General features: G+C 69.7%; 12 protein-coding genes. 8 read left to right on the top strand and 4 right to left on the bottom strand.

The window, feature by feature from the left end:
• Both E1285_RS38315 and E1285_RS38310 read right to left on the bottom strand, forming a co-directional pair.
• On the bottom strand, window positions 1-814 hold an 814-nt coding region (locus tag E1285_RS38315; protein ID WP_132159503.1), incomplete at its 3' end, for an SDR family NAD(P)-dependent oxidoreductase.
• 50 nt (window positions 815-864) lie between these two features.
• Window positions 865-1971 carry a ferritin-like domain-containing protein gene (locus E1285_RS38310; protein WP_132159502.1) on the bottom strand — a complete coding sequence of 369 codons (1107 nt, stop codon included), beginning with the start codon at window positions 1969-1971 and terminating at the stop codon, window positions 865-867.
• Window positions 1972-2081: 110 nt separating this feature from the next.
• Between E1285_RS38310 and E1285_RS38305 the strand changes: the two genes are divergently transcribed.
• Window positions 2082-2762 (top strand): TetR/AcrR family transcriptional regulator C-terminal domain-containing protein, encoded by a 681-nt coding sequence (locus E1285_RS38305; RefSeq protein ID WP_132159501.1) that lies wholly within the window; start codon window positions 2082-2084, stop codon window positions 2760-2762.
• Here E1285_RS38305 and E1285_RS38300 read toward each other — a convergent pair.
• Window positions 2713-3354, bottom strand: a complete 642-nt coding sequence (locus tag E1285_RS38300) for a TetR/AcrR family transcriptional regulator (RefSeq protein ID WP_243723346.1) — start codon at window positions 3352-3354, stop codon at window positions 2713-2715. The two genes, E1285_RS38305 and E1285_RS38300, sit on opposite strands and share 50 nt — an antisense overlap.
• An 82-nt stretch (window positions 3355-3436) precedes the next feature.
• Between E1285_RS38300 and E1285_RS38295 the strand changes: the two genes are divergently transcribed.
• The gene (locus E1285_RS38295; RefSeq protein WP_132159500.1) at window positions 3437-4900 is read left to right on the top strand and encodes an NAD(P)/FAD-dependent oxidoreductase; all 1464 of its coding nucleotides are present in this window, start codon (window positions 3437-3439) and stop codon (window positions 4898-4900) included.
• A 51-nt stretch (window positions 4901-4951) separates the two neighbouring features.
• Complete coding sequence (locus tag E1285_RS38290; RefSeq protein WP_132159499.1) at window positions 4952-5332, top strand: nitroreductase family deazaflavin-dependent oxidoreductase; 381 nt, start codon at window positions 4952-4954, stop codon at window positions 5330-5332.
• Between the two features lie 41 nt (window positions 5333-5373).
• On the opposite strand, the gene E1285_RS38285 is transcribed toward E1285_RS38290, so the two are convergent.
• Window positions 5374-6597, bottom strand: coding sequence for a PucR family transcriptional regulator (locus E1285_RS38285; RefSeq protein ID WP_132159498.1), 1224 nt, complete (start codon window positions 6595-6597; stop codon window positions 5374-5376).
• 473 nt (window positions 6598-7070) lie between these two features.
• Here E1285_RS38285 and E1285_RS38280 point away from each other — a divergent pair, with 473 nt between their 5' ends.
• The 5 genes from E1285_RS38280 to E1285_RS38260 all read left to right on the top strand — a co-directional run.
• Window positions 7071-8069, top strand: coding sequence for an ATP-binding cassette domain-containing protein (locus E1285_RS38280; RefSeq protein WP_132159497.1), 999 nt, complete (start codon window positions 7071-7073; stop codon window positions 8067-8069).
• Entirely contained in the window at window positions 8056-8844 is a 789-nt protein-coding gene (locus E1285_RS38275) for an ABC transporter permease (protein WP_132159496.1), read from the top strand. Before E1285_RS38280 ends, E1285_RS38275 begins: the two co-directional genes overlap by 14 nt.
• A gap of 1 nt (window position 8845) precedes the next feature.
• Window positions 8846-9682: an ABC transporter permease gene (locus E1285_RS38270; protein WP_132159495.1), complete on the top strand. Its 837-nt coding sequence runs from the start codon at window positions 8846-8848 to the stop codon at window positions 9680-9682.
• Between the two features lie 23 nt (window positions 9683-9705).
• Entirely contained in the window at window positions 9706-10986 is a 1281-nt protein-coding gene (locus E1285_RS38265) for an MCE family protein (RefSeq protein ID WP_132159494.1), read from the top strand.
• Window positions 10983-12040 (top strand): MCE family protein (locus tag E1285_RS38260; RefSeq protein WP_207947124.1); only part of this gene is annotated, 1058 nt, incomplete at its 3' end. The genes E1285_RS38265 and E1285_RS38260, both read left to right, overlap by 4 nt.

Genomic DNA, 12040 nt, shown 5'->3' with positions numbered 1-12040 from the left:
AGACCCTGGAGAGGGTGTGGAGGAGGTGGCCCTCGAAGTTGACGGGGACCACGGCCTTGTTCTTGATGATGGCGTGGACGATTCGCTCGGCGACTTTCTCCGGCGGGTAGTTGCGCAGCTTGATGGCCTTGTGGCCGCGCTGCTTGAGGCGGGCGCGGGACGGGGCGTCGCCGTCTAGAAAGGTGCCGTTCGCGACGATGTCGGTGCTGACGAAGCCGGGGCAGACGGCGGTGACGCCGATGCGGCTGCTCGCGAGTTCGGCGCGGAGGCATTCGCTGAGCATGAGGACGGCGGATTTCGTCGTGCAGTAGGCCGGCATCGCGCGCCACGGGGCGAATGCGGCGGCGGACGCGATGTTGACGATGTGGCCGCCGAGGTTGGGCTTGTCGGGCTTGTTGGGGAGGGCGTGGACGCGTTCGTGCATCTGCTTGCCGAACAGCCGGGAGCCGTGGAGGACGCCCCACAGGTTGACGCCCATGATGCGTTCCCAGTCGTCCAGGCCGGTTTCGAGGAAGGGGCCGGCGACCGCGATGCCGGCGTTGTTGACGACGATGTCGGGGGCCCTGTGGGCTTCCTTGACCTCGGCGGCGAAGGTCTCCATGGCGGCGGCGTCCGACACGTCGACGAGGTAGGCGGAGCCGCCGGTTCCGGCCGCCTTGGCCAGGGCGATCGTCTCCTCCGCGGCGGGGAGGTCGATGTCCGCGGCGATGACGCTGGCGCCGTGTCCGGCCAGCGCGACGGCGGTGGCGCGGCCGATTCCGCTGCCTGCTCCGGTGACGACGGCGAGCGCTCCGTCGAAGTGCGCGAGTGGCATGCGAGACCTCCGAGATTGTCCGATGTCCGGGACGAATGATCCAACCGTACTCAGCCCGCCGCCGCGTCGGCGATGACGTCGTCGACCTCGGCTTTGCGGGCGGCCTCCTCGGCGGCGAACCGTTCGGTGTCGAGCTTGTCGGCGATCTCCTCGTCCTGGTTCATGAGTGCTTCGAGGTCGGCCTTTGACATGTCCAGGACGCCCATGTCGTCGTAGGTCTGCTGGATGCGTTCGCTCCAGAGGCCGATGTCCTTGACGCAGGGGACGATGCGGCTGAACAGGAGGCTCTGGAACATCCGCATGTAGGGGGAGTTCTCCACCATCTCGTCGACCTCTTTGGGGTCGATGCCGAAGTTGGTCCAGATCTCCCGGCCGCGGATGCGGTCGCGCATCAGGTAGCAGCCTTCGATGACGAAGTCTTCGCGTTCGCGGAGTTCGGCGGGTGAGAGCTGCTTGTAGTAGTCGCGGAGGGCGAGGCGGCCGAAGGCGACGTGGCGGGCCTCGTCCTGCATGACGTAGGCGAGGATCTGCTTGGGGAGCGGCTTGGTGGTGATGTCGCGGATGACGCCGAACGCGGCGAGTGCGAGGCCTTCGATGAGGACCTGCATGCCGAGGTAGGGCATGTCCCAGCGGGAGTCGGTGAGGGTCTCGTCCAGGAGGTCCTGGAGTTTGGTGTTGATCGGGTAGATCATCCCGACCTTGTCGTGCAGGAACCGGGTGAACAGTTCGACGTGGCGGGCCTCGTCCATGGTCTGGGTGGCGGAGTAGAACTTGGAGTCGAGGTCGGGCACGGACTCCACGATCCGGGCGGCGGTGACCATGGCGCCCTGCTCGCCGTGCATGAACTGGGAGAACTGCCAGGAGGTGGAGTGCTGGCGCAGTTCGCCGCGCTCCTTGTCGGAGAGCCGGTCCCAGTATTTGGTCCCGTAGATGGCGAGGGACTGGTCGGGGACGCCGAGCGGGTTGTGCGGGTCGACCTCAAGGTCCCAGTCGATGCGCTTGGTGGAGTCCCACTGCTTGTCCTTGCCCTTCTGGTAGAGGGCGAGGAGGCGGTCGCGGCCCTCGTCGTACTCCCAGGTGAAGCGGGCGGCGCCGGCCAGGGGCACGTTCCAGGTGGACGTGTCGACGGGTTCGGTGTACAGGTCGTGGGTCGACATGGGCGCTCCTCCCCGCGAGGCGCGGACGTACGGTGTACGTCTCACGTACAATGTACGTACCGTGTCACGGCGCGCTTACGGATGTCAACGGCGGAGAAGGGGCGGGATCGATGGCGAGGGATGCGACCTCCGACGTTCCGCGGGCGCGGCCGGTCCTGACCCGCGAGCGCATCGTGCTCGCGGCGATCGGGCTGATCGAGCGCGAGGGCGCGGACGCGCTGTCGATGCGCCGGGTCGCGGCCGACCTGGACGTCGCCGTGATGTCCCTCTACAACCACGTCCCGAACAAGGGGGCGCTGCTGGAGGGCGTCGCCGAGCACGTCGTCGCGGGCCTGGAGTTGCACGACGATCCGTCCGAGCCGTGGCAGGAGCGGGCGCGGGCGCTGGCGCGGGCCTTCCGGAAGGTCGCGCACGACCATCCCCGCTGCATGACGATCGTGCTCACCCACAAGATCGACACCCCGGTCGGGCTGCGGCCGGCGGAGCGCGCTCTGGCCCTGGCGGACGCCGCCGGCTTCGACGGCGAGACCGCCGTGCGGATCATGCGGGCGCTGCTCGCCTACGCGCTCGGCGCGCAGATGCGCGAGATCGGCATGGTCAAGATGCTCGACCATCTCGTCGAGACGCAGGCCGAGTCGTGGACGACCCTCGATCCGGACGAGTTCCCGCACGTGATCGCGCTCGGCGGCGAGCTGGCGACGCATGATCCCGAGACCGACTTCGAGTTCGGCCTCGACCTGCTCATCGGGGCGCTCGACCGGCTTCCCCGGCGCTCGGCAGGTAGGGGCTGAGGCCCTGCCGGCAGAAGTCGGTCATGTAGCGGGCGGCTTCCTCCGCCGGCACGTCGGGACGGCTCGTCTGCCACAGTGCCAGCCGCTCGCTCGCGCCGATGATGATCTGCGTGTACGCCTCGATCACGCCGGCGGGCGCGGACGGCGCGAACGTCGCCAGCACCCCGGCGATCAGCGTGCTCTGCTGCCGCCGGGTGGCCTCGATGGCCTCGGCGGTCCCCGGGGTCGCGGCCGTCGGCTCGCGCAGCAGCATCGCGAACGACCTGCTGTGGGTGTCGATGAACGAGAAGTAGGCGACCATTCCGCGCCACAGGATGTCCTCGGGGTTGGTGGCGCCCGCCATGGCCTTCTGGGTGACGTCGAGCAGTTCGGCCTTGGAGCGGCCGACGCAGGCGACGAGGAGCCCGTCCTTGGAGCCGAAGTACTCGTAGAGCATCGGCTTGGACACGCCGCAGCGCTCGGCGATCTCGTCCATCGAGGTGGCCTGGTAGCCGCGCTCGCCGAACACTTCCTCCGCGACGTCCAGCATCTGCCGTTCGCGCTCGGCGCGCGACATCCGCCGGCGGGCCGGGCGGGGTGTGGCGTCACTCACAGGAGAACCTCGCTCTTGGATCTACCGTCAGTAACCTACTGCCGGTAACTTACTGGAAGTAGGTTACGCGAGAGGATGGGTTATGAGCGAGCGCGACCCGGCGATCGTCATCATCGGCTCCGGCTTCGCCGGCCTCGGTATGGCGATCCGGCTCAAGCAGCACGGCTTCCACGACTTCGTGGTCCTGGAGAAGAGCGAGGCCCTCGGCGGCACGTGGCACGACAACACCTATCCCGGTTGCGCCTGCGACGTCCCCTCGCACATGTACTCCTTCTCGTTCGAGCTCAACCCGGGCTGGTCGCGGATGTTCGCGCCGCAGCCCGAGATCCGCTCCTACATGGAACGGACCGCCGACAAGTATCGCGTGCGCGAGCACATCCGCTTCGGCGCGGCCGTCGACGCCATGGAGTACGACGACGCCGCCAAGCGCTGGAACGTCACGCTCGCGGACGGGACGACCCTCACCCCGAAGGCCGTCGTGTCCGGCATCGGCGCCCTGCACGTCCCGTCCTACCCGGACCTGCCCGGCATGGAGCGGTTCCGGGGCACGGCGTTCCACTCCGCCGAGTGGGACCACTCCTACGACCTCACCGGCAAGCGCGTCGCCGTCATCGGGACGGGCGCGTCCGCGATCCAGTTCGTCCCGCAGATCGCGAAGAAGGCCGCGGAACTCGTCGTGTTCCAGCGGACCCCGCCGTGGATCCAGCCCAAGCCGGACGTCTCGATCCCCGCGCCCGTCCGCAAGACGTTCGAGAAGGTCCCGGGCGCCGCCCGCGCCTTCCGGAACGGCATCTACTGGACGCTGGAGGCCCGCGCCGTCGGCTTCACCGTCGACCCCCGGCTGTCCGGCCTCCAGGAGCTGATCGCCCGTCGGCACATCGCGCGGCAGATCTCCGACCCCGAGCTGCGCGCCAAGGTGACGCCCGGCTACACGATCGGGTGCAAGCGGATCCTGCTGTCCAACGACTACTATCCGGCGCTCGCCCGCCCCAACGTGGAGCTGGACACCTCCGATATCGCGGAGGTCCGGGAGAACTCCATCGTCACCGCGGACGGGCGCGAGCACGAGGTCGACTGCATCATCTACGGCACCGGCTTCAAGGTGACCGACGCCCTCACCGACCTGCGCGTCACCGGGCGCGGCGGCGTCAAGCTCCAGGAGATCTGGGCGGACGGCATCGAGGCCCACCGCGGCACCACGATCCCGGGTTTGCCGAACTTCTTCATGCTGCTCGGCCCGAACACCGGCCTCGGCCACAACTCGGTCGTGTTCATGATCGAGACGCAGATCCGGCACGTGCTGAGCTGCCTGCGCCTGCTGGAGGAGCACCGCGCCGAGACGATCGAGCCGAAGCCCGGGGCCGCCCGCCGCTTCAACGACCGCATGCACCGGCGCCTGCGCCGCGCGGTCTGGAACGAGGGCGGCTGCAACAGCTGGTACCTGGACGACAAGGGCGTCAACCGCACGATCTGGCCCGGCCACACCTTCGAGTTCTGGGCGGCCTCCCGCAAGGCCAAGCCGGAGGAGTACACCGTCGGCCGCTGACTCGCGCGTCCCGGCGCACGCGGCGGCCGCCCGGCGTGCTAGGCAAGGGGCATGGCGAAAGCGCTGATTCCCCGGCAGGTCCGCAGCTTCAACAAGGTCGTCACCAACCGGGTGCAGGGCGTCTACGCGCCCTATGTGCCGCCCCTGGCGATGGTCGTCCACAAGGGGCGCAGGTCGGGCCGCGAGTACCGGACGCCGGTCACCGCTTTCCGCAGCGGCCGGAGCCTCATCGTCGGGCTGCCGTACGGGGCGGACACCGACTGGGTGCGCAACCTCATCGCCGAGGGGCGCGGCGGGGTGGAGCGGCTCGGGCGCGTCCGGCGGGTCGGCAACCCGCGCGTGCTCACCGCGTCCGAGGCGGGGGAACTCCCGGCCGCGGCACGGTACGCCGCCCGCTACATGGACGTCCTCGTCGCCGACCTGGAGGACTGACGCCCCGGCCGCGCGGCTTCGCCCTGGACGTCGCCGGCGCGTCAGGTGCGGGGGGTGCCCCGGCGTCCCAGGGCGCGGCGGTTGCGCAGGTGCAGGGCGCGGAGGGTGGCGTCCAGGGAGAAGCGGGTGTCGTCGTCGTCGAGGCTGTCGCCCATGTAACTCTCGAGCTGCCGGAGCCGGTACCGCACGGTCTGCGGGTGGATCTTGAGGCGTTCCCCGATGTCCACGGCCGTCGACCGGGTGGTGACGGCCTGGGCGAGCGTCTCGACCATCCGCTTGCGCTGCCCGTCGGACATGCCGCGCAGCGGTTCGAGGTGGTGCCGGGTGAGTTCCTCGACGAGCGGCGGGTCCGAGAGCAGCCACATGGTCATCAGGTGGTCCCGGCAGGGGATGAGGGACCCGTCCCGGATGATGCCCTCCTCGGCGAGCTCCAGGACGCGCCGTGCCCAGCGCAGTGAGTGGGTGGCGCGCTCCAGCGGGACGGTGAGGCCGACGACGCAACTCGCGTCGGACAGCGCGGCGCGCAGCATGGATTGGCGCGCGTCGGTGAGCGGCCCGGGGACCAGCATGGTCGGCTCGGGGGAGTCCATGTCGACCAGGACGTCGCTGTCCAGCGCGGCGCGGGTGACGGGCGCGTCGGGGTGGACGGCGATGAGGGTGGCCTCGCCGGGGAGCGGCCACCAGCAGGTCGCCCTGGCGAGTTCCTCGATCGCCTCGGGGACGACGGCGGGCTGCTGGAGGATCAGGTGCAGGAGGCGCCGGCGCTCCTCGCGGCGGCGGACGTCGGCGTGGCCGCTGGCCTGCTGGTGGCCGAGCCGGATCTGGGCGACGGCGTCCTCGAGGTAGACGAGCATCGCGTCGACCATGCTGGAGACGACCGAGCTCGGGATGTCCTCGCGGTCGGCGATGACGACGGTGCGGCGCCAGGCGATGTGGAACGCGATCCGGGACGCGGACTGCAGGTGGTCGAGGTTGCGTCCCTCGATGGCCTCGAACTGCCCGACCGCGCGGCAGGTCTCGTCGCGCTGGGTGGACGACTCGCCGTGATCGGCGACGCTGTCCAGGAATCCGCCGAGCAGTATCTCGGTGCTGATCCGCAGAATCTGGTCGTACGCGGAGTCTTCCGGACGGTTGTACTCCGGGATGGACTTGCGGATCTCGTCGACGACCTCCCGGGTGACGTCGGGCAGCTCCGAACGCAGTAGGCCAATGAAATCGGAGAAGTCGGTCGTGCTTGTTCCGGACAATTCCAGTGCCTGGGTCATAGGGCGGGAACCTCCGCGTCGGTCCTGTGTCGGGCGCCGGCACCGTGCTGCCCGTCCCCGGGTGGGACGGCGGTGCCGGCGGGGTGCGCCGAGCGGGGGGAGGGCACCCGGAAGCTGGATCGGGGGACACCAGCGAACATAAAGTCACCAGTGTGCGCTGACAAGGGTCCGGGGCGGGATCGCCGAGGTAGGGGTACCCGTTTGCGCGTGATGTGACAAAACCGCGGTCCGGTTGCTGCCTCGTTGACAATCGGGGGCGGGCCGCCCCCGCCGGCCGTCCGCCGCGTGCCCTCATGTTACCAGCTGGTAGTCACCGGCGACGGGTTCCGGAAGATCAAAGACTAAGCCGGTGACAATTCTGAAGACCATTTACCGAATTGCTCCGGGAAACCTGCCCCGACCTGTTGAGTTCTAGGGCTACTGGCCCGTAACGTCCTCGCGTAGCCCAGGCCGGACAGGGGTGGTGATGGTCGTTGGGAATTGAAGTCGTGGTCGAAGGGCTGACCAAAGCGTTCGGACCGCAGACCATTTGGCGCGACGTCACCCTCACGCTTCCCAAGGGTGAGGTGAGCGTGCTGCTCGGTCCGTCGGGCACCGGCAAGACGGTGTTCCTCAAGTCGCTGATCGGGCTGCTCAAGCCCGAGCAGGGGCGCGTGCTCATCGACGGCGTCGACATGGTCAACGACCCCGACCGCCGGGTCTACCAGGCCCGCAAGCGGTTCGGGCTGATGTTCCAGGACGGCGCGCTGTTCGGATCGCTGTCGCTGTACGACAACATCGCGTTCCCGCTGCGCGAGCACACCCGCAAGAAGGAGTCCGAGATCCGCAGCATCGTCCTGGAGCGAATGGAGATGGTCGGGCTGGCCGGCGAGGAGCGCAAGCTGCCCGGCCAGCTGTCCGGCGGCATGCGCAAGCGCGCCGGGCTGGCCCGCGCGCTGGTCCTCGACCCCGAGGTCATCCTGTGCGACGAGCCGGACTCGGGCCTGGACCCCGTCCGCACCGCCTACCTGTCGCAGGTGCTCATCGACGTCAACGCGCGGATCGACGCGACGATGCTGATCGTCACGCACAACATCGAGATCGCCGCGACCGTCCCGGACAACATCGGCATGCTGTACCGCCGCGACCTGATCGCGTTCGGGCCGCGCGAGGCGGTGCTCACCAGCGACGACCCGGCCGTCGACCAGTTCCTGCACGGCGACCCGGTCGGCCCCATCGGCATGTCGGAGGAGAAGGACGCCGCCGCGCTGGCCAAGGAGGCGGCAGCGGCGGCCGAGTCGGCGCCGCGCCGCCGCAGGATCGAGATCCCGCTGCAGCTGCGCCCGACACCCGGGATGCCGCCCCGGCAGGGCGAGATCCGACACGCGCAGCGCATCGAGGCGATGCTCCCGCAGCTGTCCTATCCCGCGCAGCGGGCCATCTCGGCCGCGCGCCACAACCGGCAGGAGGCGGGCGGCCATGGCGGCGCCTGAGACCGCGGTCCCCGGCGCGGGCGCGCTGCGCCAGGTCGGGAGCCTGTTCGCGCTGGCCGGGACCGTCATCGCGATGACGTTCCGGCGGCCGTTCCAGCTGCGCGAGCTGATCCAGCAGTTCTGGTTCATCGCGTCCGTCACGATCCTGCCGACGGCGCTGGTGTCGATCCCGTTCGGCGCGGTCATCTCGCTCCAGGTGGGGTCGCTGGCCAAGCAGCTGGGGGCGCAGTCCCTCACCGGCGGCGCGAGCGTGCTCGCGATCGTGCAGCAGGCGAGCCCGCTGATCGTGGCGCTGCTGATCTCCGGGGCGGCGGGCTCGGCGATCTGCGCCGACCTCGGCTCGCGGACGATCCGGGAGGAGATGGACGCGATGGAGGTGATGGGCGTCTCGCCCATCCAGCGCCTCGTCGTCCCCCGGGTGCTGGCCTGCATGGCCGTGGCGGTCCTGCTGAACGGCCTGGTGTCCGTCGTCGGCGTGGCCGGCGGCTACGTCTTCAACGTGATGATGCAGGACGGGACGCCCGGCGCCTACCTCGCCTCGTTCTCGGCGCTCGCGCAGCTTCCCGACCTGTACGTCAGCGAGCTGAAGGCGCTGCTGTTCGGGTTCATCGCCGGCGTCGTCGCCTCCTACCGCGGGCTGAACCCGAGACCCGGGCCGAAGGGCGTCGGCGACGCGGTCAACCAGTCGGTCGTCATCACGTTCCTCCTGCTGTTCTTCGTCAACCTCGTGCTGACGGCGATCTACCTGCAGGTCGTCCCGCCGAAGGGGGCCTGACATGGCGATCCCGGGCGCACGCCGGTTCCGGCCGGTGAAGCTCGTGTCGTGGCTGGACCGGCCCGGCGACCAGCTCACCTTCTACGTCAAGGCGCTGCTGTGGACGCCGCGCGCCGTGCGCCGCTACATGCGCGAGTCGCTGCGGCTGCTCGGCGAGGTCGCGTTCGGCAGCGGCGCGCTGGCCGTGATCGGCGGCACCGTCGGCGTGATGATCGGCATGACGGTGTTCACCGGCGTCGTCGTCGGGCTCCAGGGGTACGCGGCGCTCGACCAGATCGGGTCGTCGGCGTTCACCGGGTTCGTGTCGGCGTACTTCAACACCCGCGAGATCGCGCCGCTGGTGTCGGGCCTGGCGCTGTCGGCGACGGTCGGCGCGGGCTTCACCGCGCAGCTCGGCGCGATGCGGATCAACGAGGAGATCGACGCGCTGGAGGGCATGGGCGTCCATTCGCTGCCGTACCTGGTGACGACCCGCATCATCGCCGGCACGGTGGCGATCATCCCGCTGTACGGGATCGGGCTGCTCACGTCGTATCTGGCGTCCAGACAGGTGACGCTCTGGTTCAACGGGCAGTCCGCCGGGACCTATGACCATTACTTCAACATCTTCCTCGCCCCCGAGGACGTGGTGCTGTCGTTCGTCAAGGTGCTGATCTTCAGCGTGATGGTGGTGCTCGCGCACTGCTACTACGGCTACCGCGCGGTCGGCGGCCCGGCCGGCGTGGGCATCGCCGTCGGCCGCGCGGTCCGCACCGCGATCGTGCTGATCAGCGTGACGGACTTCTTCATCAGCCTCGCCATCTGGGGCGCGACCACGACGGTGAAGGTGACGGGCTGACATGCCGAAGGCTAGGGACTGACATGGCGAAACGCGGCACCATGCAGGTGACCGGGCAGCGGCTCGCCGGGCTGGCGTTCCTGCTCGTCCCGGCGCTGCTGGTCTGGCTGTCGATCGCGATCTACAACAAGCAGTTCACCGAGTCGACGACGGTGACGCTGCGCACCGGGACGGCCGGGCACGAGATGCACCGGATGGCGGATGTGAAGGTCCGCGGCGTCGTCGTCGGTGAGGTCCGCTCGATCAAGGCGGACGGGTCCGAGGCCGTGCTGGAGCTGGCGCTGAAGCCGGAGATGACCGACCGCGTCCCGTCGGACGTGACCGCGATGATGCTGCCGACGACGGTGTTCGGCGCCCGGTACGTGTCGCTCACCGCGCCGCCGGGGACGTCGGCGCCGCCGATCGGCGACGGCGACGTGATCTCCGAGGACCGCAGCGAGAACGCCGTCGAGCTGGCGCAGCTGCTCAACAACACCATGGACCTGCTCAACACCGTCCAGCCGTCGAAGCTGTCGGCGACGCTGAACGCGATGTCCAGGGCGCTGGAGGGGCGCGGCGAGCAGATCGGCGACAACTTCGAGCAGCTCGACGCGTTCCTGCGCAAGTTCAATCCCGAGGTCCCGGCGCTCACCCGCAACCTCGCGGAGCTGGCGGAGTTCTCGCAGCACGCGTCCGAGGCGGCGCCGAACCTGCTGCAGGCGCTCACGGACCTGACGGTGACGAGCCGCACGGTCGTCGAGCAGCGCAACTCGCTCTCGACCCTCTACGAGGCCGTATCGCGCTCGTCCGCCGACTTGGAGGAGTTCCTGGACGCCAACTCCGGCAACATCATCGAGCTGGCGGCGGCGAGCCGGGGGAGCCTGGAGCTGCTGCGCCGCTACGCCCCGGCGGCGCCCTGCACGTTCCGTACGCTCGCCGACTTCATCCCGAAGATGGACCGGGTCCTCGGCAAGGGCACGAACCGGCCCGGCATGCACGCCACGGTCGTGCCGGTCGCGCACAAGGGCCGCTACAAGCCGGGCCAGGACGCGCCGCGTTACGGCGCGAGCGGCGGCCCGAGGTGCCCGAGCGTCCCGTACCTGCCGACGGGCGGCGCGACGACGAAGGTGCTGCCCGCGGGGGGAGTCCCCGGTGAGCGCGGCATCGCCGGCGGCGGCCTCGGGCCCGCCAACTCCGAATCCGAGAACGACCTGGTCAACGAGCTTGCGGGCCCCTCGGTCGACGAGGTCCCCGAGGAGCTGCCGGACTGGTCCAGCGTGCTCGTCGGGCCGATCTACCGGGGCACGGAGGTGACGGTCAATTGAGGCTCACCGGCCAGGGCCTGAAGGGGATGGGCGTCCCCCTCACCAGCTCGCTGATCTTCATCGCGGTGACGGTGCTGGCGACCGCGCTGCTGGCGTCCAGCATCACCGGCGCCACCAGCGGCGACCGCATCACCTACCACGCCAAGTTCTCCGACGTGGCCGGGCTGCATCCGGGCCACGGCGTCCGGATCGCGGGCGTCGAGGTCGGCCAGGTCGAGGAGATCGAGGTGACCGACCGGCGGCTCGCGCTGGTCACGTTCGAGGTGGACCGCGGCCGGGACATCCCGGCGTCGGCGACCGCCGCCGTGAAGTACCTCAACCTGGTCGGCGGCCGCTACATCGCCCTCGACCGGGGGACCGGCGCGCCCGGCGAGACGCTGAAGCCGGGCGGGACGATCCCGGTGGAGAACACCGCCGGGACGCTCAACCTCACCCAGCTCTTCCAGGGTTTTCAGCCGCTGATGCAGGCGCTGTCGCCCGGGGACGCCAACAAGCTGTCGGAGTCGATCGTGAAGGTGCTCCAGGGGGAGGCCGGGACGATCGAGAGCCTGCTGCGCACCGTCGGGCAGCTCACCAGCACGCTCGCGGCCAAGGACGAGGTGATCGGCCAGGTCATCACCAACCTCGACAGCGTCGTCCAGACGATCAACTCGCGGGACAGGCAGCTCGTCGACCTGGTCACCACCCTCCGCAAGTTCACCTCCGGGCTGGCCGCCGACCGCAAGCCGATCGGTGAGGCGATCGCGTCCATCGCGGACCTGACGTCCGCGACCGCCGGGCTGCTCCAGGTCGCGCGGCCCCCGCTGAAGGACGACATCGTCCAGCTGGGCCGCCTCAGCGACAACCTCAACCGCGACGAGCCGCTGCTGGAGCGCTTCTTCGAACGGACGCCGGGGAAGATGGCGACGTTCGGGCGGCTGGGCTCCTACGGCTCGTGGATGAACTTCTACCAGTGCGAGGTCAAGTTGATCGGCGTCCACTACGCCGGTTCGGATCTGTCGAACCAGCCGCCGCCGACCGGCATCCCGATCGAGGACGCGAGGTGCCGCGGATG

Origin of the sequence: Actinomadura sp. 7K507, from assembly GCF_004348425.1 — a bacterium.
Lineage (GTDB): Bacteria > Actinomycetota > Actinomycetes > Streptosporangiales > Streptosporangiaceae > Spirillospora.
This window is presented reverse-complemented; position numbering and strand designations above follow the sequence as displayed.

What these genes read in the sequence shown, in the direction of transcription:
- E1285_RS38310 (WP_132159502.1), bottom strand. Translation starts at nt 1,971, where the DNA reads ATGTCGACCCACGACCTGTACACCGAACCCGTCGACACGTCCACCTGG.
- E1285_RS38305 (WP_132159501.1), top strand. Translation starts at nt 2,082, where the DNA reads ATGGCGAGGGATGCGACCTCCGACGTTCCGCGGGCGCGGCCGGTCCTG.
- E1285_RS38295 (WP_132159500.1), top strand. Translation starts at nt 3,437, where the DNA reads ATGAGCGAGCGCGACCCGGCGATCGTCATCATCGGCTCCGGCTTCGCC.
- E1285_RS38290 (WP_132159499.1), top strand. Translation starts at nt 4,952, where the DNA reads ATGGCGAAAGCGCTGATTCCCCGGCAGGTCCGCAGCTTCAACAAGGTC.
- E1285_RS38285 (WP_132159498.1), bottom strand. Translation starts at nt 6,597, where the DNA reads ATGACCCAGGCACTGGAATTGTCCGGAACAAGCACGACCGACTTCTCC.
- E1285_RS38275 (WP_132159496.1), top strand. Translation starts at nt 8,056, where the DNA reads ATGGCGGCGCCTGAGACCGCGGTCCCCGGCGCGGGCGCGCTGCGCCAG.
- E1285_RS38270 (WP_132159495.1), top strand. Translation starts at nt 8,846, where the DNA reads ATGGCGATCCCGGGCGCACGCCGGTTCCGGCCGGTGAAGCTCGTGTCG.
- E1285_RS38265 (WP_132159494.1), top strand. Translation starts at nt 9,706, where the DNA reads ATGGCGAAACGCGGCACCATGCAGGTGACCGGGCAGCGGCTCGCCGGG.